Annotated in this window: 21 protein-coding genes; 5 read left to right on the top strand and 16 right to left on the bottom strand. The window is 32.4% G+C overall.

Annotated features, from left to right (window positions below; all coding sequences use genetic code 11):
• Nucleotides 1-202: 202 nt before the first annotated feature.
• Nucleotides 203-1,456: a tRNA nucleotidyltransferase/poly(A) polymerase-related protein gene (locus M947_RS14595; RefSeq protein WP_021286790.1), complete on the top strand. Its 1,254-nt coding sequence runs from the start codon at nucleotides 203-205 to the stop codon at nucleotides 1,454-1,456.
• On the opposite strand, the gene M947_RS14600 is transcribed toward M947_RS14595, so the two are convergent.
• From M947_RS14600 to dnaA, 6 genes are all read right to left on the bottom strand, one after another.
• Complete coding sequence (locus M947_RS14600; protein ID WP_021286791.1) at nucleotides 1,443-1,916, bottom strand: hypothetical protein; 474 nt, start codon at nucleotides 1,914-1,916, stop codon at nucleotides 1,443-1,445. The two genes, M947_RS14595 and M947_RS14600, sit on opposite strands and share 14 nt — an antisense overlap.
• A gap of 13 nt (nucleotides 1,917-1,929) precedes the next feature.
• Nucleotides 1,930-2,310 (bottom strand): preQ(1) synthase, encoded by a 381-nt coding sequence (gene queF / locus M947_RS14605; protein WP_021286792.1) that lies wholly within the window; start codon nucleotides 2,308-2,310, stop codon nucleotides 1,930-1,932.
• Nucleotides 2,307-3,686, bottom strand: coding sequence for a bifunctional diguanylate cyclase/phosphodiesterase (locus M947_RS14610; RefSeq protein WP_021286793.1), 1,380 nt, complete (start codon nucleotides 3,684-3,686; stop codon nucleotides 2,307-2,309). The genes queF and M947_RS14610 overlap by 4 nt, the downstream gene beginning before the upstream one ends.
• A gap of 9 nt (nucleotides 3,687-3,695) precedes the next feature.
• Nucleotides 3,696-6,008, bottom strand: coding sequence for a DNA topoisomerase (ATP-hydrolyzing) subunit B (gene gyrB, locus M947_RS14615; RefSeq protein WP_021286794.1), 2,313 nt, complete (start codon nucleotides 6,006-6,008; stop codon nucleotides 3,696-3,698).
• A 181-nt stretch (nucleotides 6,009-6,189) separates the two neighbouring features.
• On the bottom strand, nucleotides 6,190-7,257 hold the full coding sequence (dnaN, locus tag M947_RS14620; protein WP_021286795.1) for a DNA polymerase III subunit beta: 1,068 nt from the start codon (nucleotides 7,255-7,257) through the stop codon (nucleotides 6,190-6,192).
• A gap of 175 nt (nucleotides 7,258-7,432) precedes the next feature.
• On the bottom strand, nucleotides 7,433-8,740 hold the full coding sequence (gene dnaA, locus M947_RS14625; RefSeq protein ID WP_021286796.1) for a chromosomal replication initiator protein DnaA: 1,308 nt from the start codon (nucleotides 8,738-8,740) through the stop codon (nucleotides 7,433-7,435).
• A 158-nt stretch (nucleotides 8,741-8,898) separates the two neighbouring features.
• Between dnaA and ruvC the strand changes: the two genes are divergently transcribed.
• The 3 genes from ruvC to ppnP all read left to right on the top strand — a co-directional run bounded on the left by ruvC (nucleotide 8,899) and on the right by ppnP (nucleotide 10,798).
• Nucleotides 8,899-9,375, top strand: a complete 477-nt coding sequence (gene ruvC, locus M947_RS14630; RefSeq protein ID WP_021286797.1) for a crossover junction endodeoxyribonuclease RuvC — start codon at nucleotides 8,899-8,901, stop codon at nucleotides 9,373-9,375.
• Nucleotides 9,376-9,467: 92 nt separating this feature from the next.
• Complete coding sequence (locus tag M947_RS14635) at nucleotides 9,468-10,433, top strand: DUF438 domain-containing protein (protein WP_021286798.1); 966 nt, start codon at nucleotides 9,468-9,470, stop codon at nucleotides 10,431-10,433.
• Nucleotides 10,434-10,486: 53 nt separating this feature from the next.
• Nucleotides 10,487-10,798: a pyrimidine/purine nucleoside phosphorylase gene (gene ppnP / locus M947_RS14640; protein ID WP_021286799.1), complete on the top strand. Its 312-nt coding sequence runs from the start codon at nucleotides 10,487-10,489 to the stop codon at nucleotides 10,796-10,798.
• A 50-nt stretch (nucleotides 10,799-10,848) separates the two neighbouring features.
• Here ppnP and M947_RS14645 read toward each other — a convergent pair whose 3' ends face one another.
• The 6 genes from M947_RS14645 to purB all read right to left on the bottom strand — a co-directional run bounded on the left by M947_RS14645 (nucleotide 10,849) and on the right by purB (nucleotide 18,408).
• Complete coding sequence (locus tag M947_RS14645) at nucleotides 10,849-12,129, bottom strand: citrate synthase (protein ID WP_021286800.1); 1,281 nt, start codon at nucleotides 12,127-12,129, stop codon at nucleotides 10,849-10,851.
• Nucleotides 12,130-12,188: 59 nt separating this feature from the next.
• Nucleotides 12,189-13,544: a Do family serine endopeptidase gene (locus tag M947_RS14650; RefSeq protein WP_021286801.1), complete on the bottom strand. Its 1,356-nt coding sequence runs from the start codon at nucleotides 13,542-13,544 to the stop codon at nucleotides 12,189-12,191.
• Between the two features lie 91 nt (nucleotides 13,545-13,635).
• Nucleotides 13,636-14,019 carry a flagellar assembly protein FliW gene (fliW, locus tag M947_RS14655; RefSeq protein ID WP_021286802.1) on the bottom strand — a complete coding sequence of 128 codons (384 nt, stop codon included), beginning with the start codon at nucleotides 14,017-14,019 and terminating at the stop codon, nucleotides 13,636-13,638.
• A gap of 10 nt (nucleotides 14,020-14,029) precedes the next feature.
• The gene (locus M947_RS14660; RefSeq protein WP_021286803.1) at nucleotides 14,030-14,395 is read right to left on the bottom strand and encodes a hypothetical protein; all 366 of its coding nucleotides are present in this window, start codon (nucleotides 14,393-14,395) and stop codon (nucleotides 14,030-14,032) included.
• 1 nt (nucleotide 14,396) lies between these two features.
• Nucleotides 14,397-16,763: a ribonucleoside-diphosphate reductase subunit alpha gene (locus M947_RS14665; RefSeq protein WP_021286804.1), complete on the bottom strand. Its 2,367-nt coding sequence runs from the start codon at nucleotides 16,761-16,763 to the stop codon at nucleotides 14,397-14,399.
• 316 nt (nucleotides 16,764-17,079) lie between these two features.
• The gene (gene purB, locus M947_RS14670; protein ID WP_021286806.1) at nucleotides 17,080-18,408 is read right to left on the bottom strand and encodes an adenylosuccinate lyase; all 1,329 of its coding nucleotides are present in this window, start codon (nucleotides 18,406-18,408) and stop codon (nucleotides 17,080-17,082) included.
• Between the two features lie 103 nt (nucleotides 18,409-18,511).
• Between purB and M947_RS14675 the strand changes: the two genes are divergently transcribed.
• Entirely contained in the window at nucleotides 18,512-19,429 is a 918-nt protein-coding gene (locus tag M947_RS14675) for an RluA family pseudouridine synthase (RefSeq protein ID WP_021286807.1), read from the top strand.
• 738 nt (nucleotides 19,430-20,167) lie between these two features.
• On the opposite strand, the gene M947_RS14680 is transcribed toward M947_RS14675, so the two are convergent.
• The 4 genes from M947_RS14680 to hisF all read right to left on the bottom strand — a co-directional run bounded on the left by M947_RS14680 (nucleotide 20,168) and on the right by hisF (nucleotide 23,127).
• Nucleotides 20,168-20,410 carry a hypothetical protein gene (locus M947_RS14680; RefSeq protein WP_021286808.1) on the bottom strand — a complete coding sequence of 81 codons (243 nt, stop codon included), beginning with the start codon at nucleotides 20,408-20,410 and terminating at the stop codon, nucleotides 20,168-20,170.
• 347 nt (nucleotides 20,411-20,757) lie between these two features.
• The gene (gene rlmN / locus M947_RS14685; protein ID WP_021286810.1) at nucleotides 20,758-21,822 is read right to left on the bottom strand and encodes a dual-specificity RNA methyltransferase RlmN; all 1,065 of its coding nucleotides are present in this window, start codon (nucleotides 21,820-21,822) and stop codon (nucleotides 20,758-20,760) included.
• Nucleotides 21,819-22,364: a phosphorylase family protein gene (locus tag M947_RS14690; protein ID WP_021286811.1), complete on the bottom strand. Its 546-nt coding sequence runs from the start codon at nucleotides 22,362-22,364 to the stop codon at nucleotides 21,819-21,821. The genes rlmN and M947_RS14690 overlap by 4 nt, the downstream gene beginning before the upstream one ends.
• A gap of 4 nt (nucleotides 22,365-22,368) precedes the next feature.
• Nucleotides 22,369-23,127 (bottom strand): imidazole glycerol phosphate synthase subunit HisF, encoded by a 759-nt coding sequence (gene hisF / locus M947_RS14695; protein WP_021286812.1) that lies wholly within the window; start codon nucleotides 23,125-23,127, stop codon nucleotides 22,369-22,371.
• Nucleotides 23,128-23,265 lie beyond the last annotated feature (138 nt).

Here is a 23,265-nt window from a genome sequence, read left to right on the forward strand (position 1 = left end):
CTATTTGAGATGGAAAAATTTTTCGCGATTATATCAAAATAAGCTTTAGTTCTTGCCAAATAATAATCCAAATTTTAGAATATTTAAAAATTATACTGATTTTGTTGTTATAATATCTCAAAATATACTCTTAAAAAAAGATATTTACTATCATAATATTAGTTTTTGAGAAAATAGATAAAATCAAACTATAAGAGAAAAAATGATTGATTATCCAAACTTTTTAGAAAAAATCTTTGATAAATTAAAAGAAAAAGATGCAAAAGCCATTATAGTTGGCGGATATATTAGAGATACTCTGCTCAATTTTAACTCAAACGATATAGATATTGAAGTTTATAATGTAGAAAGCTTTGAGAAGTTGCAAAATATCTTAAAAGAGTTTGGAAATTTAAACATAGTTGGAAAGAGTTTTGGAGTTTGTAAGTTAAAGATGCAAAGCTATGATTTAGACTTTACTCTTCCAAGACTTGACTCTAAAGTAGCCTCTGGACACTTGGGCTTTGATATAAAGATAGATAAAAATCTCGACTTTAGTGAAGCTGCAAGAAGAAGAGACTTTAGTATTAACGCTATTGGATTTGATGTTCATACCAAAACTCTACTTGATCCCTATAATGGTCTTGAAGATTTAAAAAACAGAACTCTTAAGATGGTTGATGCGAAAACTTTTATAGATGATCCTCTAAGAGTTTTAAGGGCTGTGGGCTTTTGTTCAAGATATAATTTTGTGATGCACAAAGAGCTATTTAACTTATGTTTTAAGATGATTAAAGAAGATGCACTACAAGAGCTTCCTAAAGAGAGAATTTATGAAGAGATTAAGAAGACTTTACTCAGATCTACTAAACCATCTATTGGCTTTTGGCTCTTAAGAGAGTTAGATGCATTAAAATATTTTAAAAACCTAGATTTGCTAAATAAAAAAGACTGGCAACTTATTATGGATGCACTAGATAGATTTGGATCCAATAAAACAACTAACACTAAAACTAACGAAATTTTAATGTTAGCTATACTTTGTTATAGATTTGATGAAGTTAAAGCTAAAGAGTTTATCACATTTATGACTGATGATAAATTTCTCCTAAAAGAAGTTTTAACTCTTCTTTATTCTCTGTCTAAATTTTTAGAACTATCTTTTGCAAAAAAAATAAGCAACTACGATATTTATAAGCTTGCCACTTTAGTAAATATTAAAAATCTTTGCATTTTAGGTGAAGTTTTATTTGGTGTTGATAAAACTATAGCAGCAAAAGCAAAAGAGTTGGGTGTATTAGAGAAAAAATTAAAAGCTATTTTAATGGGAAGAGATTTAGTCTTACTAGGACTAAAACCATCAGCTGACTTTTCTAAAATATTAGATGCAAGCTATGAAGCTCAAATGAGAGAAGAATTTTATAGTAAAGATGAAGCACTTAAATGGCTAAAAGGATATTTATTTAACTACCAATAACACTCATTTTTCTTTGGATTTCACTCTTTTTGTTCATATCTTCAATGGCTTTATTTAGAGATTCTCTTATTTTAGAGTAGTATATCTGTTTGTTATCTATATCATACTTTATTATCATCTCTTTTGAAACTTCAAACAGTTCTATTGCAACTTCTATAGCTTCTATAGAGAGTTTTTTATTTGCTAATATACTCAATATTAGATCAAGTCCTTTTCGTATCTTACTATCCATATCTTCTATATCTATATATCTTTTTTGACTCTTTTCATCTACCTCAAGAAGCCTTTTTAAAACCTCTTGTAAACCATCTGCACTTACAGGTAAATCAGGGATTCTATTGTTAATATATGATCTCATATCTGTTAAATTCATCCTTGAGATTCTCTCAACTAATTCATTGTGCATTTTTTCTTTATCATTTGTAGAGATTCCCATTTTACCTAGCATATTTGAAAACATATCTACCTTCTGTTTATTTAATTTTTGAACTATCTATTTCTATAACTGTATGAACATTCCCACGAGGGTTATAATCAGCTACGATCTTCATATATTTTGGTTTTATTTTATTTTCTAGTGCTTCATATATCTCATTTGCACTATTTTCATGTGAAATATGTCTATCTCTAAAAGAGTTTATATAGAGCTTCATAGCTTTTAATTCTATTACAAACTCATCTGGAGTGTATTCTAAATATATAGTCGCATAGTCTGGATATCCACTTCTAGGACACAAACAAGAAAATTCTGGAAGTGTCATTTTTATAAGATAATCTCTTTTATATTGATTTGGCCATATTTCTAAATCTTTTTCTATATCAAACTCATTTACAATTTTTTCACCATACTTCATATATCTTTTTCCTCATTTTTTATCTCAGAGAGATATTTTCCCTGAATAAAGTCTATCTCCAACTCTTTTAACTCTTCTAAAATCTCATTAGATTCTACCATTTTTATCCAAGTTTTTAAACCCTTTTTTTGTGCCATAAGGTTAAAACCTCTTATAATGTCTATATATTTTCTATCTTTTTTATAAAAGGAGTCATATCTTATTATATCAATATCCAAATCTCTTAAATATAAAAAACTAGTATGAATAGCTCCAAGTCTATCTATGGCAATAAGTACGCCCATTTCTCTTAAGAGTTGTAGAGTATCATTATACTTATTTATTTGAGAATAATAATCTAGTTCATTAAGTATAAAAATTATTTTTTTGTTTTTATTTAAAAATTTTTTAGCATTATATATAAAACTAGGGTTTCTTATGGATGTAGGCGATATATTTATAGCATATATACTATTTTCTTTTTTACTACATCTAAGTACAATCTCTTCTAAAATTTTTAGATCAAATTCAAGTCTCAATCCAAGTTTATCCAATATCTTTATATATGTTTTTTGATGAATAATTTTTCCATCTGATGTTTTTAACTTTACAAAACACTCTTTTATAACAGGTTTTTGTTTTTCATAAACATCTTGAATCATAATATCAAAAAGTCTATTTTTTACAGCATTTAGTACAAAATACTCTTGTATTTGTGGGTTTATTTCTTTATTATTTTTAGATATATTTTTTCTATCTTTGATTTCAAAAAGATTATCTACAAGATATTCTACCTCGTTTGAAAAATTTATATCTGTTATAGCACCACTTAATTTTACTTCTATATTATCTACCATCAGATCATCACTCTTTAAAAAAAGCATATCTACTAGAGATATATGATCTTTTTTTAAACCTCTTAAACCTATAACAAAATCGCCGGCTTTTATATGTCCCATAGGAAAATTGACTATATCATTACATTTTAGATACTCTTCTACCCATGAGATTACTTCTCTTATTACTTTATCTCCATTTTTAATACTATATCGATTATTTATATTGTCTAAATTATCTATACTAATTAAAATAAGAGTGTAATTTTTATATGTATTGATATCTTTTTGTAAATATTTAAAAAGATATTCTCTTGTAAAAGTTTTTGATATAGGATCTGTTATCTTTATATCAAAACTTTTATATATAATATAAAAAATAAAATATATACTAAATAGAAAAAGTAAAAGTATCTCTACATAAAATGTAGTATCTACTGTTTCATAATTAATTATAAGTCTATGAGAAATAAATAAAAGTATAAGAGAAAAGATAGGAAATCCCATTCTAAGTGCTAACTTAAAACGATATTCTCTCTCTTTTATCTCTGGAAGTAACATCTATAATTTTTAGACATCTAAATGTTTTACATCTTTAGCATGTGTTTCTATATAGTTACGACGTGGTTCAACTTCATCACCCATAAAGAGGACAAATGCCTCAGATGCTATCTCTGCATCTTCTATAGTTACTTGAAGTAAAACACGGTTTTCAGGAGTCATAGTAGTGTCCCAAAGTTGTTCAGGATTCATCTCACCCAGACCTTTATAGCGTTGGATATATGCACCTTTTTTGGCATAATCATTAATACTCTCCAAAACATCTATTATATCTTCTTCAAATTCTAAATCCCAATCTTTAATCTTTTTAAAGACATAACTAGCTTCATTAAAGTGTGGAGCCCCAAAGAGGTCATCATTTATAAGTAACTCTTCCATTCCACCTTTTGTTTGAACATAAAGATGTATAGAATCTTCATTTATACTCTTAGTTAATATATTATTTCCATTTGAGAGTAAAAACTTCTCAATCTCTTCATACATATCTTTTATATCCAAACCTATAATATCAGGATTTTCTATAAAATGACGAATCAAGCTTATAAGTGAATATCTTCTCTCAAGTGCTTGTAGCGAACTTCTATAGTGATCAACCATTTTAAAAAATTCTATAAGATCATTTTGTCCAACACCCTGCATCTCTAAGGATTCAACGCCATTTTCAATTAAAAAATTATTCATCTCTCTATCATCTTTAAAATAAATCTCTTTTTTACCTTTTTTGTAACGATATAGAGGTGGTTGGGCTAAGTAAAGGTAACCTTTTTCAACTACATCACGAAAGTGACGGAAGAAAAATGTTAGAAGCAGAGTTTGAATATGTGAACCATCAACATCAGCATCGGTCATTATAATAATTTTGTGATAACGAAGTTTATCTTCATTGTACTCATCACCAATCCCACAACCCATAGCTGTTATCATGTTTGTTATCTCTTCTGATTTTAAAATCTTCTCTAATCTTGCTTTTTCAACATTTAAAATCTTACCTTTAAGTGGTAAAATCGCTTGAAAAACACGGTCTCTTCCCATCTTTGCACTTCCACCAGCAGAGTCCCCTTCGACTAAGTAGAGTTCACAAACAGTTGCATCTTTACTTTGACAATCAGCAAGTTTTCCAGGAAGAGTTCCAACACTCATAACATCTTTTCTACGCGTTAGTTCTCTTGCTTTTTTAGCAGCCTCACGCCCGCGAGCAGCCATAAGTGCTTTACTAACAATTGCTTTTGCTTCAATAGGATTTTCTTCAAAATATTTTGATAAAAGTTCATAAGTGGATTTTTGTATAAGAGGTCTAACATAAGTGTTACCTAGTTTTCCTTTTGTTTGTCCTTCAAACTGAGGTTCTGGAACACGAACAGAGACTATAGCAATAAGCCCCTCTTTTACATCATCTCCAGAAATTTTTACATCTTTTTCTTTTGCAGCTCCATTTTTAGCGTTATAGTTTGATATAACACGAGTTAATCCTGCACGAAAACCAGCTTCGTGCGTACCACCATTTGGAGTTCGTATATTGTTTACAAAAGATGCAAATTTTTCTTCATAAGTATCGTTATACATTAAAGCTATATCAAACTCTATATCTTCTATCTTTGAGCTAAAAGAGTAAACTGAAGCTACTACGTTTTTTTTGTTTATATCTTCTACATATTGAGCTATACCACCTTCAAAGTGGTAAGATTCATTGATATTTGATCTCTCATCTTTAAAATTGATAGTAATAAATGGATTTAGATATGCAAGCTCTTTAAATCTTTTTGCTAAATATTCAAAGTCAAAAGTAACAGTCTCAGTAAATATACTAGGATCTGCGCTAAATTCTATAGTAGTTCCAGATTTTTTACTCTTTCCTGTAACAGCAAGAGTTTCTTGAGGTATACCTTTTTTAAAATTTTGCTCAAATTTTTCACCATTTTTATTGATAATCATCTTAAGTTCAGAAGAGAGTGCATTTACAACAGAAACACCAACACCGTGAAGTCCACCTGAAACTTTGTAAGTATCTTTATCAAACTTTCCACCAGCATGCAAAATAGTTAGAGCAACTGTTGCTGCACTTATACCCTCAGTAGGATGAATATCTGTTGGAATACCACGACCATTATCACTAACTATACAACTATTATTTTTGGTAAGTGTTATATTTATAGTATCACAATGTCCAGCCATCGCTTCATCTATTGAGTTATCTATAACTTCATAAACTAAATGATGCAGACCACGATGACCTGTATCACCGATATACATACCAGGACGTTTACGAACAGCCTCTAAGCCCTTTAAGACTTTAATATTATTAGCACCGTAATTTTGATCCATTTATACTTCCTACTATAAAAATCTAATATATAGTCACAAGAAAATTATCTTTAATGAAAAAGTAATCATGACATAATTAGAGACATTTTATCCAATCTTTATTAAAATAAAGTTTTATGGTGTGTTTTTATGAGTATGAAGAGTTTTTACTTCACTTTTTGTGAAGTAAAAAGATAGAAGTTTATATAACTATTGGCATTACAACTGTTTTAAAGTTAGCATCTATTAAAACAAAAGGTAGATTTCCTTCATTTAGTCCTATAGTAAATTCTGATGAGTTTATACTATTTAAAAAATCTAATAAATATTTTGAATTTATAGCTATAACAAAATCTTCACTAAAGTTTGTAATAAAGTTTATCTCTGTTTTTGCTTCTATATTATCATCACTTAATGACTCAAATACAATCAAATCACTTAAAAAACTAATCTTTACATCTGATGATATAGTAGTTATTTGTTTGATGGACTCTATCATTTTAGCTTTTGGTAGAATTAAAGAGTTTTTTATCTCTTTTGGGATGATTCTTGTATATTCTGGAAATTTACCATTTATGAGTTTTGTAAAAAAAGTATATTGTTTTGAGTGAATTATAAGATTTGTATCATCATAATACATCTCTATATCATCAAAGAAGAGTTTTTGAATCTCTACTATGGCTTTTTTTGGGATAATAATAGAGAGTTCATTATCACTAGTATTTGTGATGGTTACAATGGCTAGTCTTCTTGTATCAGTAGAAGCAAAGTTTATACTATCTTTTTTTATATCTATAAGTGCACCATTTAACTCAAATTTAGGATTGTTAGTATCAATCGCTGGAGTTATTTTTTTGAGTGACTCTATAAGAGAGTGAGAGTTTATAGAGATGCGAGGTTTTCCTTCATAAGTTGGAAATGATGGAAAGTCATTATATGAAAAAGTTGGTAGTTTAAACTTTGAGTGTGATTGTGAGATAAATAGTATCTCATTTTTTACTTCTAGGTTTATCTCTGTATCTTTAAGTATTCTTATAATATCTAAGAGTTTTTTACCATTAGCAGTAATGCTTCCAGTTGATATGATATTTAGTAAGTCTGTAGAGACTTCAAATCCTATCTCTTGATCAGTAGCTCTTAGAGTTAATTTTTCTTCATTAACATTTATAAAAACGTGAGAAGTTATTTGAGAAGTATCTTTTTTTTCTAAAAATGGTTGAGCATTTATTAGTATGTTTTCTATGATTGATTTAGAGATTGTTATCTTCATATGAATTCCTATTATTATATAATATTTAGTAAGTAGTAGTAGGAGATGGTGATTATGTGAATATCACTTTTTGCTTCCCACTAACAGAGCTTTTTGGATGTGATGAACCAAAGTAACTCTACTCACATCTATTCACTTTTATGATTATATCTTTTTTTAAACAAAAATATAACATTTAAGATACAGAAGTTATTTTATTGGTCAATTCTTCTATTTTAACTCTAAAATCTTCATCATTTTTCATAAGTTCATTTATTTTTTTTATAGTATGGCTGATGGCAGTATGGTCTTTCATTCCAAAATATTGAGCGAGTTGAGGCATAGTATTGTGAGTTAATTCACGACATAGATATATACTAACTCTTCTAGCATATACTAAGTTTCTACTTCTACCTTTTGAACGAATTTCAGTTGGTTTTATGTTTAAATCTTTTGCAACACTATTTGTAATAGTGTCTAGTGTTAGGTTAGCTCTATTTTCTTGGAGTTGATCTCTAAGTACATTTTTTGTAAAGGCCAAATCTATCTCTATGTGCATAAGCTGTGAGTAAGCATGAAGTTTAGATAAGATTCCCTCAATTTCACGAACATTACTCTCTATAACAGTAGCTATATAGTTTATGATATCGTTAGATAGTTTAACTTTGTTAATTTCACACTTTTTTTTGATGATGGCGATTTTTGTCTCAAGCTCTGGTGGCTGGATATCTGCAACTAAGCCCCACTCAAATCTACTTTGAAGTCTTTTTTCTAGTCCACCTATTTTTTTAGGATGTTTATCTGCTGTTAGTATTATCTGTTTGCCCGCACCTTTTAGTGCTTCAAAAGTGTGAAAAAATTCTTCTTGGATTCCTTCTTTATTACTTAAAAATTGAACATCATCTATAAGAAGAACATCACATTTTCTATATTTTTCTTGAAATGATGGCATCGTTTTGTTTCTAACATGCCTTATAAAGTCATTTAAAAACTGCTCAACTGAGGTATAAATAACACTTTTACCGTGGTTTAAAAAAACATTTCCAGCTGATTGCATAAGGTGAGTCTTTCCTAAACCAACTCCACCATAGATAAAAAGAGGGTTATAAACCTCTCCAGCTGCTTCACTTACACTCTTTACTGCAGCATAAGCAAACTGATTTGAGCCACCAACCATAAAGTTATCAAAAGTATGGGAGGGATTTAGCAGAGAGTGTTGTGGTTTTTGATCACTCTTTTGTTTTTTACCCTTTTGAGCTACTAGATTTTTTAGAGTAATCTTTACATTAACTTTATTTCCACTTTTTATTTCAAAGAGGTGAGTTATCTTTTCGGTATATTTATTTTTTATCCAGTTAAGTACAAGAGCATTTGGGGCATAAAAAATTGCCATATCGCTTGTAGATTTTTTAACATCATAGACGAGTTGCTTTATATATCTGTTATATTGTAACTCTGTTATCTCTTCTCTTAATAGTTCTAAAACTTCTTGACCTATATTCACATAAAGCCTTATTTAAATTATTTAGATGTGAATAGTAACTCTTTAATCCATAAATATCCATTAAAAACAAGTGAATAACTAAAATTTAACAACGTGAATAACTATAAGTTTTAAACTCTTTTGTATATAATGACTTAAAAATTAAAAGATTAATAAACATGATAATACTAGGACTAGACCCAGGAACTAGAAATATGGGTTATGCACTTATAAGGTTAGAAAATTTTAAAATCTCTTTGCTTGAGGCTGGACTTATAAAGATGAAAGCTGAGAATTTACAATTTCAAATACCTCAGATGGTAGAGGCTCTTGATAATATCTTTAAAAATCACACTATAGATGAAGTAGCTCTAGAAGATATTTTTTATGCTCACAACCCTGCAACAACTATAAAATTAGCACAATTTCGCGGAGCAATTATGTTAAAGATTTTACAAGTTCATGGCACATTTAGCGAATATACTGCACTTCAAGTAAAAAAAGCACTAACGGGAAAAGCAAAAGCTTCAAAAGAGCAAGTCTCTTTCATGGTTAAAAGACTGTTAAATATAAAAAAAGAGATAAAACCACTAGATATATCAGATGCAATGGCTGTAGCAATAACACATTCGCAAAGAGTTAAATTAAGAAAATAATTTAAAAAGAAACTCTTGCTATATATCAAAAAATAAAAGATATAAAGAGGATACAATCAAAAATAAAAGTGTAGTTAAAGGAAATAATAAAAATGAATCAATTTACAAACCTCCCAGAGGGACATCCAGTTAGAGTTTATTTAGAAGAAAATCAACTCATTCGTGGTCTGATGGCAAGTATCAATAGCATAGATATAGATAAAAACCCAGATGAGTTTAAAGAGAAGTTTAAAAGACTTTGTTTAGTTGAAAAACACTTTGCAAGAAAAGAGAATCAACTCTTCCCGTATTTAGAACAGTATGGATGGACATCTCCATCTCAAAATATGTGGGCTTTTCATGATGATATTAGAGCCATCGTAAAGCAGGCTAGAAATCTCGTAGAGAGTGATGAAAAAGAGTCACTTATGATGGTTTTACAAAATCTTTTTCGCAATCTAGAACATATTATGCAAGTTGAAGAGGGTAGACTTCTCCCACGTGCATTAGAGATGCTACAAGTTGATGATTGGAAAGAGATGAGAGATGGAGATGAAGAGATAGGTTGGATGTTTGATGAAGCTCCAACTGCATATCCAGCACATGTAAAAGATGAATATATTCATCCATCACAAGATACTAAAAAGAGAAAACTCCCTTTTTCACTTGATGGTAGAATAGATTTAGAACAGGGTCATATGTTACCAGAGCAGATAAATTGGCTCTTAAAATTTATGCCTGTTGATATTACTTATGTTGATGAGAATGATGTTGTTATTTTTTATAATCGCGGAGAAGATAGAGTTTTTCCAAGAAGTGCGGGAATTATTGGTCGTGAAGTAAAGTTTTGTCACCCTCCAAAGTCAGTTGATCAAGTTTTGATGATACTAAGAGAGTTTAAAGCTGGACGAAGAGATGAAGCTGAGTTTTGGATAACATTTAAAGGCAAGTTTATACACATTCGTTACTTTGCTATTCGTGATGATGAGGGTAACTACAAAGGTGTTATAGAAGTTAGTCAAGATGTTACTCACATCAGAGAGCTTGAGGGTCAACAAAGACTACTTGATTGGGAATAAAGTTTAGCTAATCTTGCTATAATTAAAGTTCAAATAAAATTAAGGAACAAATTATGAGCAAATTTACAAACGCAACAATTACAAAAGAGGCAAATATTTATTATGACGGAAGTGTAACTAGTCGTAGTGTTGAGTTAGAAGATGGCTCACAGATATCACTAGGCGTTATGCTACCGGGTGAATACACTTTTAATACAAACAAAGCTGAAATAATGGAGATACTAAGTGGTAATTTAGAAGTTAAGTTACCAGATGAAGAGTGGAAAACTCTAAGTACACCAGAATCTTTTAATGTAGCAGCAAACTCATCTTTTGATGTTAGAGTTAAAACAGTTACAGACTATTGTTGTAGATATATTGATTAGTCTTTTAAAGAGTTCTTTTATAATAATCTAAATCAAGTTTAGGATGATGATTAGTGTATAGGAGTTCTATCATCTGGTCCTAAGTAGAGTTGGCGTGGGCGGGCTATTTTTATGGTCTCTTGTTCTTTTAGCTCTATCCACTGAGATATCCAACCTGGCGTTCTTCCTATTACAAAAATAACAGCAAACATATCTTTTGGAATTTTTAGAGCTTGGAGTATAAGACCTGAGTAGAAGTCTATGTTTGGATATAAATTTCTACTAATAAAGTACTCATCATTTAAAGCGATATTTTCTATCTTGTTAGCCACAGCCACAAGTTCACTATCTATCCCTAACTCTTCTATAAGTTCATCTCTGATTTTTTTGAGAATCTTTGCACGAGGATCAAAGTTTTTATATACACGATGTCCAAATCCCATCAGCCTAAAAGGATCATCTTTATCTTTTGCACGAGCTATAAACTCATCAACTCTATCAACTGTACCAATCATCTCTAACTGACGAATAACTGACTCATTTGCTCCACCATGAGCACGACCCCATAAAGCACCTATGCCAGCACTAATAGCTGCATATGGATGTGCATGAGTTGAGCCGAGATTACGCACAGCAGTTGTAGACGCATTTTGCTCATGGTCAGCATGAAGAGTAAAGATAGTATCTAGTGCTTTTATCTCAATAGCAGTTAGATCTACATGTTTGTGAGGATAAGCTCTCATCATATAGAGAAAATTTTCTGTAAAACCTTTTTGTAGATCTGGATAGATGATAGGAAGACCATTTGAGTATCTATATGAAAAAGCAGCTATAGTAGGGATTTTGGCGATAATCCTGTTTGCCATCTCCATATACTCTTCTGGCGAGTCTATATCTAAGTGATCAAAGTAAAAAGTAGAGAGTGCTGAGACGCCAGCAGATAAAATGGCCATAGGATGAGCTTGATCTACAAATGAGTCAAAGAGCTTTTTCATTCCCTCATGAATAAACGAGCGTTTTGCCATCTCTTCTTTAAAACTATCAAGTTCTTCTTTAGTCGGAAGTTCTTTGTTTAAAAGCAAATATGCAGTATCAAGGAATGTTTTTTTAGTTGCAAGATATGAGATATCATATCCTCTATACATCAACTTACCCTTATCTCCATCTATGTAAGTTATCTTAGAGCGACAAGATGCAGTAGATGTATAACCTCTATCAAAGGTAAACATTCCCGTCTCTTTATAAAAGGTTGAAATATCGACAACAGAAGGACCAACTGTTGCTTCTAAGATAGGAAGCTCATATGACTTCCCATCTCTGTTGTCTATCAGTGTTACTGTATTGTTACTCATTTGTCTAGCCTTTACATTGATAATTACGAATTATTATATCATATAAATTTTATATGAGTTTATAAAACAGTTGCAAAAACATTTCCTCTTCTAAAGATATAAAATCTTTTCTTCTCTTGACTTTTAGTAGCAGATTTAAAGTCAGCTATATCTTTTATCTCCATTTGCTCTATTTGAATTATAATATCACCTTTTGCTATACCAATACTAAAAGCTTCACTGTTTGCATCTACACTTTCAACTAAAACTCCACCTGAGATATAAGTGTTGTTTTGTAAAACTCTTTGTGCCTCTTTTGGAAGTTCTACTACATTTAGACCTTTATAGTTTATATTTGCATTAGATAATTTTTTGTTTAGTGAGCCTAGCTCTACATTTACTATATCTATCTTTTTGTCTCGTAGAAACTTCATATTTACAACTTTTGATGGTTGATATGAACCTACTATATTTTTTAACATACTAGCATTTTGTATCTTTTTACCATCTATTGAGATGATAAGGTCTCCTCTTTTTAGTCCAGCCTTATGTGCGGGAGAATCTTCTTCAACGCTGATGATTAGGGCTCCATACTCATTGTCATAAAAACTACTCATATCTTCATTAATATCAGCAATGCCAACACCTAGATATGCTCGTGTGTATTTACCACTGTCAATGAGTTGTGAGGCTATTGAGGTAACCATATTTGATGGTATTGCTAGTCCTATGCCATCATTACCGCCACTTCTTGAGATGATAGCAGAGTTGATGCCTATGAGATGTCCAGCAGAGTTTACAAGTGCACCGCCAGAGTTACCAGGATTTATAGAGGCATCAGTCTGTATAAAGTCTTCATACTCAACTATTCCGATGCCATTTCTTCCAGTAGCTGAGACTATTCCTTGCGTTATAGTCTCACCAACTCCAAAAGGATTTCCAAGAGCAAAGACTACATCTCCAACCCTAACATTATCAGAGTTATAAAAAGTAACTGCATTTAAGCCATCTGCATCTATCTTTATAATGGCTATATCACTCTTTGCATCACTGCCAATTAGTTTTGCTTTATAACTTTTTTTCTTATCAACTAGACTCACTTTTATCTCATCAGCACCATCAACTACATGGTTGTTAGTAACAATATAACCATCCTTTGAGATGATAACACCACTTCCTGATGTTCCTTGTGGAATCCTTGGTCGTTCAAAAAAGAATGGATTTTGATATCCTCTTTGAGCAGTTATAGTCTTTTTAGTAGATATATTTACAACACTTGTTCTAATACCTTTTAAAACATTGTTATAAGAGAGGATAAAATTTTGGCTTGTGGGATTTTTTCGCTGAGTGTTTTCATCAGCATATTTGAAGTTCACCCCATCTTTAGCATTTAGTAAAGATAGAGAGACTAAACATATTAGAAGTATCTTTTTCATCTGTTTTTCCTTAATAATGAAATAACAAAGTTTATAAGTATTAAGTTTACAAAGTACTAACGAATATATAACGATTGGTTAACAAGCTATTTTACATAAAAGTTTTTATGCTCTCAGCCATTCCAAAATCTGGATGTTTTTTTGGGTCAAGGACTGCTTGGGCTATAGTCATATTATCGTTGTTTATAACTATAGGTGCTAGAAAGTTTACAGTAGAGTTTTCAAGAGGTTTTTGAATAACTACAATGTTGTAAGCACTAAGACTAGAATCCTCTTTTATATCTAAGAGAATTTTTATATCTGATTTTATATCAAAAGAGTACTCTCTTAATTCATAAGGGTTTACCACAGTAAAAGAGATATTTTTATTATCTATATCCCTTATCGTTGAAAATAGGTTATCAATCTGAACTATTTCTACATTCATTGTCTCTTCAAAACCTAATATACTACCCTTTACTTTATACTTTTGCATCAGCTTCTCCTTAAAATTGCCCCTCTTTGTACTTGATACTAGAAGATATTATGTAGCATAAAGCATTTTTTATGCCAAATTCATCATCATAATTTCCAACACCAAATACAAATATGCCATCACTGCTTAAAAGAGTAAGCCCATTACTCATGTCTACAAAAGATAGTTTATCATTTTTAATAAGTCCTGCATCGCTAACATCATTAAACTCTAAAGTTATAGTTACCCAGTCAAAGTCCCTAGAACTATCTTGAGTAGTTATAACAACTCTTATAACACTTTTTGATAGAATTTCAATAGAACGAAACTCTGCATCTATAAAATTATCAAATCTTGAGCAAAAATTTTCAAGATTTTTTGCAAGTAGAGGTTTCATCTTATTGACAACCTACACACTCCATACTTCTATCTTCAACATCATTTGATACCTCAGGAGATTGTGAGCGAAGATAGTAAGTTGATTTTAAACCCAGCTTCCAAGCTAACATATAGATCTCATTTAAGTATCGTCCACTCGCTTTATCAAGCGTTATAAAAATATTTAGACTCTGACCTTGGTCTAGCCACTTTTGTCTGATGGCTGCTGCTTTTATAAGTGCAGTTTGGTTCAAATCATATGCAGGTGTATAGTAAGCCCAAGTCTCTGGTGAGAGGTTTGGAACGACTACTGGGATAAGTCCGCTAAGATTCTCTTCAAACCACTTTCTCTTAAAAACAGGCTCTATGGCTTGAGTGGTTCCAGTAAGGATGGAGATAGAACTCGTTGGTGCTATTGCCATCAGATAACCATTTCTCATACCTTGCTTTTTAACTCTCTCTCTTAGTTCGTCCCACTCATAAGTAGATGCAAACAAGCCTCCACGATCAACTAGGTTTCTAACTTCTGCATTTGCATGATCCATCGGCATAATTCCCCTGCTCCATTGTGAACCCTCAAAGTCAGCATAACTTCCTTTTTCTAAAGCTAAATTAGATGATGCAGAGATAGCATTATAACTAATAGCTTCCATAACTTCATCTATCTTGTCAAAGTGTTCTTGCGTTCCCCATGATATACCTTGTTCAGCTAACATTTGAGCCTCACCCATAACACCTAAACCAATAGAACGACTCTTCATGTTAGTTCGTTTTACTTTTTCTATAGGATAGAAGTTAAGGTCTATAACATTATCCAAACAACGAATAGCAATAGGCACAACTCTATCTATATCCTCTTTAGTGTTTACGCGAGAGAGATTAACAGATGCTAAGTTACAAACAGCAGTATCGCCGTTTATTTTCTCTTTTTCAACTACATAAACTGGCAGTCCGCCAAGTGAATCAAGTGCAGTTATCTTCTTAGCAGGCTTACGAGCGCCACTATCAACAGTTACTATTTCATCTTCTTCATAAGAAACAAAGTCTCCATTTTCAAAGATAAGCTTTATCTTATAGTGGTTTGGTTTGGTGTTTTGAAATATCTCTGTGCAAAGGTTTGAACTTCTTATAACACCAACATGGTTGTTAGGGTTAGCTCTATTTGCATTATCTTTAAAACATAAAAAAGGTGAACCAGTTTCAAAGTAAGATGTTAGTATCTTTTTCCAAAGATTTTTAGCCTTTATCTTCTCTTTTATAATGCTCTCATCTTCTTCAAGTTCCATATAACGTTTGTCAAACTCATCTCCATAAAGTGTTGCCAGCTCTCTCACGTCGTAAGGGTCAAAAAGTGTCCAGATGCCATCTTCTTGAACCCTTCTTAAAAAGAGATCATTTAACCACATAGATGGAAAAAGGTCATGTGCGCGGCGACGCTCTTCTCCAGAGTTTTTCTTTAAATCTAAAAAGTCATTTATATCTATATGCCAAGGTTCCATATAAACTGCAATAGCACCCTTTCTAGTTCCTAACTGATCTACCGCAATAGCGATATCGTTTGTTATCTTTAAAAACGGAACAGTTCCACCAGCTGCATTTTTATGTCCATCTATGTATGAACCCATAGAACGAATACCAGTCCAATCCCAACCGATGCCTCCACCAAACTTAGAGAGCATTGCCATCTCAGCATAAGAGTCAAAGATTCCCTCAATATTATCAGGAGTAGAACCAATATAGCAAGATGAGAGTTGATGCCTAGTTGTTCTTGCATTTGAGAGAGTTGGAGTTGCAAGCATAACTTGAAACTGAGATACCATATCGTAGAACTTAATAGCCCACTCATGCTTATCCTCTTCTCTTTGAGCTAGAAACATTGCTATAGCCATAAACATATGCTGAGGAAGTTCTATGGGATTTGAATTTCTATCTTTTATAAGATATCTATCATAAAGGGTCTTTACACCAAGATAGTTAAAGAGCATGTCTCTCTCTGGTTTTATGTGTTTATTTAATTTTTCAAGGTCATACATCTGGGCTAAACCTTGAAGAAGTCTGCCCTCTTTTTCGCCTCTTTTGAAGTACTTCTCAAGCGTATCATAGCCTGTAAAACCATTTACTTGATGGTAGAGGTTAAACATAAAGAGTCTAGATGCAACAAAGGTCCAGTTTGGTGCATCTATATCTATCTTATCAACTGCGGTTTTTATAAGAGTTTGTTGAATCTCTTTAGAAGTAATACCATCACGAAACTGTATTTGAGCATCAACTTCTAGTTCACTCTGAGATACATTTTCAAGTCCTTCAATAGCTGCTGAAGTATATTTTTGTATCTTTGTAATGTCAAGAGGCTCTGTTCTGCCATTTCTTTTTATAACTGTAATCATTTTGATAGGCTCCATCCCAATAGTGTTATTACTGACAATATTGCTTTCATAACTTCTTTATCAATTTTTAATGAGAAATTAAATTTCATTTTAATCCTTCTATTTGAGTGTTGTAAGTATACATATAAAACATTTTATTTTATCGAATGCTCTGAACAATTATTAAGTTGCATCCTGAATCAAGTTCAGGATGACAGTTTGTTTGTTCAGAATGACGGTTTGTCTATTCTAAATAACAGTTTGTCTATTCTAAATAACGCGTGTTTCGTCATTACGTGCTTGAGGCGGAATCTAGTTTATAGATTAATCAGAGGGTTCAATTAAACACCCTATTAAAAATCGCATCTACATTTTTAGTGTAGTAGTCATAATTAAAACATTCACGGATTTGTTCTTCGTTAAGTGAACTCCTTAGCTCCTCATCTGCTAGTAAGTGGTTAAGATATAAGCTCTCACCTTTTTCATTTGTAGTAGCTTTGCCTTGTTGTATCTCTTCCCAAACCTTCATAGCATTTCTTTGAACAATACGATAAGCATCTTCACGAGATACACCTTGAAGCGGCAATTCTAAAAGAACTCTTTGAGAAAAAACAAGTCCACCAGTTAGGTTTAGATTTCTCATCATATTTTCAGGGTAAACTGTTAGGTTTGCTATAACGTTATTCATACGGTGTAACATAAAGTCAGAAGTGATAAATGCATCTGGTAGCCAAAATCTCTCAGTTGAAGAGTGAGAGATATCACGCTCATGCCAAAGAGCAACATTTTCCATCGCAGGCATCGCATAAGCTCGTATCATTCTCGCTAGTCCTGTGATGTTTTCTGTAAGAATAGGGTTACGCTTATGTGGCATAGCAGATGAGCCTTTTTGACCCTTTGCAAAATACTCTTCACACTCATAAACTTCTGTTCTTTGCCAGTGACGAACTTGAACAGCAAACTTCTCTATCGTAGATGCCATTAAGGCTAAAGTTGTTGCTAGTCTTGCGTATCTATCTCTTTGAATAACTTGGTTGGATGCTGGTGCTGGTTTTAGTCCTAGCTCTTGGCATGTGTACTCTTCAAGCTCTAGAGGTGCGTGAGCAAAGTTACCCATAGCTCCACTAACTTGGCCTACAGAGATAACTACCATAGTCTGCTCTAAATTCTCTAGATGTCTAGCCATCTCATCATACCAAACAGCTAAAACAAGGCCAAAAGTTATAGGCTCGCCATGTATCCCATGACTTCGTCCAACCATAAGAGTCATCTTATGCTCTTGTGCGCGCTTCTTTATAGACTCCATAAGCATCTTTACATCTTTAATGATCAACTCTAGTGAGTCTTTCATTTGAAGTGCTACAGCGGTATCTATTGTATCAGATGATGTCATACCATAGTGAAACCATCTTGACTCATCCCCAAGTGTTTCAGATACACTTGTTGTAAAAGCTATAAGGTCGTGACGAGTTACAGCTTCTATCTCATCTATGCGCTTAATATCAAAGCTGGCATTTTTTACAATCTTGTCAGCATCATCTTGTGGAATCTTTCCAAGCCTAGCCCATGCTTTTACAACGGCTTTTTCTACATCTAGCCATGCTTGATATTTTGCTTGATAAGTCCACTTTGAACTCATCTCTTCTCGTGAGTATCTATCTATCATTATATAAATCCCTTGTGATTTTTATGTTAAGATTTGCACATAAATTAAGTCATTGATTCTACATAAATAATTGTAAAGCCTTGATTAAAAAAGGAAGATAATTTTGCCATTTATTATAAAAAAAATGTTTGCACCACAGAGGCAAAAAGCATTTTTATTTCTTATAAAAGAGTTAGAATATACACAAAAAGAAGCACAAAGACTCATTGCAAAAGGAAGGCTATTTGTAGATGGTAAGCCAATGACAAGAACGGCTGGAGAAGTTGAGGGAGAGTTTGAGTTTATATACTTTGAACCCATCACAAGAGGGTTAGAACCAACAGCAGTTTATGATGAGTTTGTTCTCTTTGATAAGCCAAGCGGTGTGCTTATTCATCCGCAAAATAGAAAAACTCCCTATTCTCTTATAGATGAACTAAAGTATCAGTTTGGCAGAGATGCAAACATCGCTCATAGAATAGACCAAGAGACAAGTGGACTTGTTTTGTGTGCTAGAAACAAAGAGAGTGAGAGAGATATTAAAATGATGTTTGAACAAAGAGATATGAAAAAGAAGTATCTCGCACTTGTTCATGGCGAGCTAAAAGATGAGATGTGTATCGAAGCTCCACTTTTGAGACGTGAAGATGAGAGTGCTATTGTTAGAATGGTTGTAAAAGTTCATCAAGATGGAAAGCCATCTAAGACAGAGATAAAACCTCTAAAGTATTTTAAAGATAAAGATATGACTCTTGTTGAGTGTTCTCCTCATACTGGAAGACAGCACCAGATAAGAGTGCATTTGTTTCATGTGAAACATTCCATAGTTGGAGATCCTATTTATGGACAGAGCCAAAAAGATATAGTTAGATTTTTGGATAAAGAGTTAAGTGATAAAGAGAGAGTAAAACTAAGCGGAGCTACAAGACTTTTACTTCATGCAAATGAGTTGGAGTTTGATCTATATGGAAATACTTATAAGATTGAAAGTAGAGTTGATTTTGCTAAAGAGTGTCTTTTATATGTGAATAGCCAATCGTAATGTGAATAGAAATAACAAGATATTTAAAAGACATTTATTCTATAAAATGTTTTTTTTCTTTAATGGGCTTAAAAGCCCTATATTTAGGGATTTTAAGCTAAACAAAAGCATTGTTTTCTCAGCATAATTTTATATAAAATATTTCTTAAAAAAAGGCTAAATTTTCAAATTTGTATGAGAGAAAGCAAAAGATATTCACAGCTTACAACACAGTGTGAATACTCCGCTATTTAGGCGATTTGTGAAGTTTGCTTTCACTATTTAGTTTAAAGTGGATTAGATTTTACTTTTTATTGTAGACATATAAGATTATATTCTTATAAGAAAAGTAGGGTATTATTATATTCATAAACGACCTCCCTGGTGTGTTGGTCGTTTTAGGATAACGATCTTCTAGTTATTAACTAAACAATCATTATATTTTATAGTCTATCCCAGATCAAAGTAAGAGAACCGCTTTTTACTATGCAAAAGTATCTCTTTAGAGCTTAGTATGACAATAATTTTTATTGTGGGATTGATCCATTCCGTCATTGTGGGCTTGACTCGCAATCTCATAAGGTCTTAGAAACTTAGAATTTGTTAGCATCTGAGTTGTTTTAAAGTCTAAGGAGATCCTGAATCAAGTTCAGGATGACAGCAAGTTCAGGATGACAGCAAGTTTAGGATGACAGCAACTTTAGGATGACAGCAACTTTAGGATGGCAGTAGATTTGCTTGTCAAAGAGATTTGTACTATTATACTGCGTTGTATCTTTTTATGATTTTTTTCACACGATTTTTTAGGTTGCGAAGTGCTTCAACACTTGTTGCACCATCAGCAGTTAAATTTTCAAAATCACCATCAAACTGAGCTTTTGCTATCCAACCTATTTTTTTATGGTATTTAATACCAACAAAACGTATATCACCAAAATGTACTTTACATAAATCATATATTCTTTTTATTCGATCTGTATTTGTTTTCTTTCTTTCACTCATAAAAATCTCCTTTATTTTGTTTAGAGTATTGAACTCTCTGATTAATTTATATACTAGATTCCGTGTTAAGAACGGGATGACAAAACAAATGCCATTCTGAACTCTAAAGAGATACTTTTGCATAGCAAAAAACGATTTTCTTATTTTGATCCAAATCCAATATGATAATTGTTCAGAGCACCTTACCATTTTATCATAAGCTATATTACAAAAAGATTACTCTTTATCATCACTGCTTGTTGCAGCTCTTAAGAAGCCTATAACACCAACAGCAAAAACTACTACTAAAAAAATTATTTGAAATATCTCTATATAACTCACTTTACCCTCCTTCGCTTTTGTGCAGTTTAAAGTTTATTCTTCTCTTTTAGTTGCCCACAAGCTGCGCTAATATCAATACCTTTAGAGTCTCTGATGGTGCAAAGAAGTCCATGTTTGATGAGATAGTCGGCAAAGTCAACCATGCTCTCTTTAGAAGGTCTCTCATAAGGTGTACCGGGATATGGATTGAAGTAGATTAGGTTTACTTTGGCTTTGATACCACTTAGAAGCTTTACAAGTTTTTTTGCAGATGTTAAGTCATCATTCTTATCTTTGATAACAAGATACTCAAACATAACTCTTTTTCTTGTATCGATAGGAAATCTTTTTACTGCCTCTATGATAGATGCTATGTTGTGAGCTTTGTTCATAGGAATAAGCTCAGTTCTAAGCTCATCATCAACAGCATGAAGAGATATAGCGATATGAACGCCTAAGTCCATTTCTCCTAGCTTGTCTATCTTGTTGCTAAGCCCACTTGTTGATACTGTCTGTCTTTTTCCAGATATACAGAGTCCATCTTCTTCTTTAAATATCTCTATAGCTTTTGCAAGATTGTCAAGATTATCAAGAGGTTCGCCCATTCCCATATAGACTATGTTTATCATTCTGTTATGTTTATGTTCATTATCTCGCTTTAATGCTACTACTTGAGCTACTATTTCGCCTGTAGTTAAATCTCTAGTAAAGCCACCCTTAGCAGTTAGACAAAAAGAACAGCCTACTTTACACCCAACTTGTGTTGAGACACAGATAGTGTATCTTGCCTCTTGAGCGAGGTCACCATCTTCAGTGTAGATGGCATCTTTCATCTTTAACCAGACAGCTTCCATAGTTTTTCCATCTTGGAGTTCTAAGAGATACTTTATAGTTCCATCAGTTGAAACTTCTTTGTTTATAATCTTTAGGGGGTTTACTATATATTTCTCAGCTAACTCTTCTCTTAGAGCTTTTGGGATGTTTTTCATATCATCATAACTCTCGGCGTATTGATGATAGAGCCAACCAAAGATTTGATTTACTCTAAAACTGGGTTTGATAAGTGTTAGTAACTCTTTTTTTGTAAAGTCAAGAAGTGATGGTTTACTCATTTTTTTGTTAGTTCCTTAATTCTTTTTTTTACATGCTCATTTAAAAGCCCTTTGGCCCTTGCATGATTTTTCAAGAAGTCTTCGTGAGCATTTTTGTTAGTGTAGTTAGTTATACAAAAGACGCCACCAGCTGGGATATCAAACTCCTGGGCAACCCTTAAAACACTAAAAAATTCCATATTTTCTATACCAACTCCAAAGTTCAAAAATTTCTTCGTTAGTTCCTCGTTAGTTGAGACATAGTTAGAAGAGTTGACTATAATATCTTTTATATTTGTTTCAGTGTTAGTAGATACAACATTATCAAGCGGAGTATAAGCATCAGAGTTTAAAAACGCTAACTCGATGTTAGCTGCACTTTTAGACTCAACTATATCAAATATTTTCTTGTCTCCATAACTCCCAGCACTTCCAACAAAGAGCAAAAACTCTGGTTTATCAAAAAGACAAAGCCTAGTTAAATTCATAGCAGTCTCAATAAGCCCCACTCCCATAGGCAATGCAAAGTCAAAGGTTTCATTGTTTCCTGCACAGATTATCATGAGGTTATAGTCTCACAGGGATATTGTTTTGGGCGAGGTAACGCTTTAAGTCCATTATATCTATCTCTTTGTAGTGAAAGATGCTAGCAGCAAGTGCAGCATCAGCACCTGCTTCAAAAGCATCCTTTATATGTTGCATTGTGCCAGCTCCACCACTTGCAATAACAGGAACATGAACTGCCTCAGAGATTATTTTTGTTATGTTTAACTCAAATCCAGCCTTAGTTCCATCAGCATCCATAGATGTTAGAAGTATCTCTCCGCTTCCACGGTTTACCGCTTCTTTTGCCCATTCAACTGCATCTATGCCAGTATCTACTCTTCCACCATTTAGATAGACCGTATATCTATCGCCACTTTTTTTAACATCTATAGCAGTTACGATGCACTGAGAACCAAAGCGTTTTGCACTCTCATCTATAAGTTCTGGTCTATGCAAAGCAGCTGAGTTAACGCTCACCTTGTCACAACCCACATTTAAAAGTTTGTAGATATCATCTAACTTTCTGATACCACCACCAACAGTTAGAGGTATAAAAACCTCTTTAGCTACACCAGCAACTATATCAACTATAGTATCTCTGTTGTCGCTTGATGCGGTAATGTCCAAAAATGTAATCTCATCAGCACCCTCTTCGTTGTAACGTTTTGCAACTTCTATAGGATCACCTGCATCTCTTAAGCCGACAAAGTTAACGCCCTTTACAACTCGTCCATCTTTAACATCAAGACAAGGAATGATTCTCTTAGCAAAGTAGTTCATAGAATAAAGCCCCTTATAATATTTCGCAATTATACACTTTAGTGCTTATATTTAGATATGATTAACAAGTAAGATATATCTTTTATAACTAATATCTAAGGTTTCACATGAAACATTTTTGTAATTGACATCTAAGAA

It is taken from the genome of Sulfurimonas hongkongensis (assembly GCF_000445475.1).
In the GTDB taxonomy this organism is placed as follows: Bacteria; Campylobacterota; Campylobacteria; order Campylobacterales; family Sulfurimonadaceae; genus Sulfurimonas; species Sulfurimonas hongkongensis.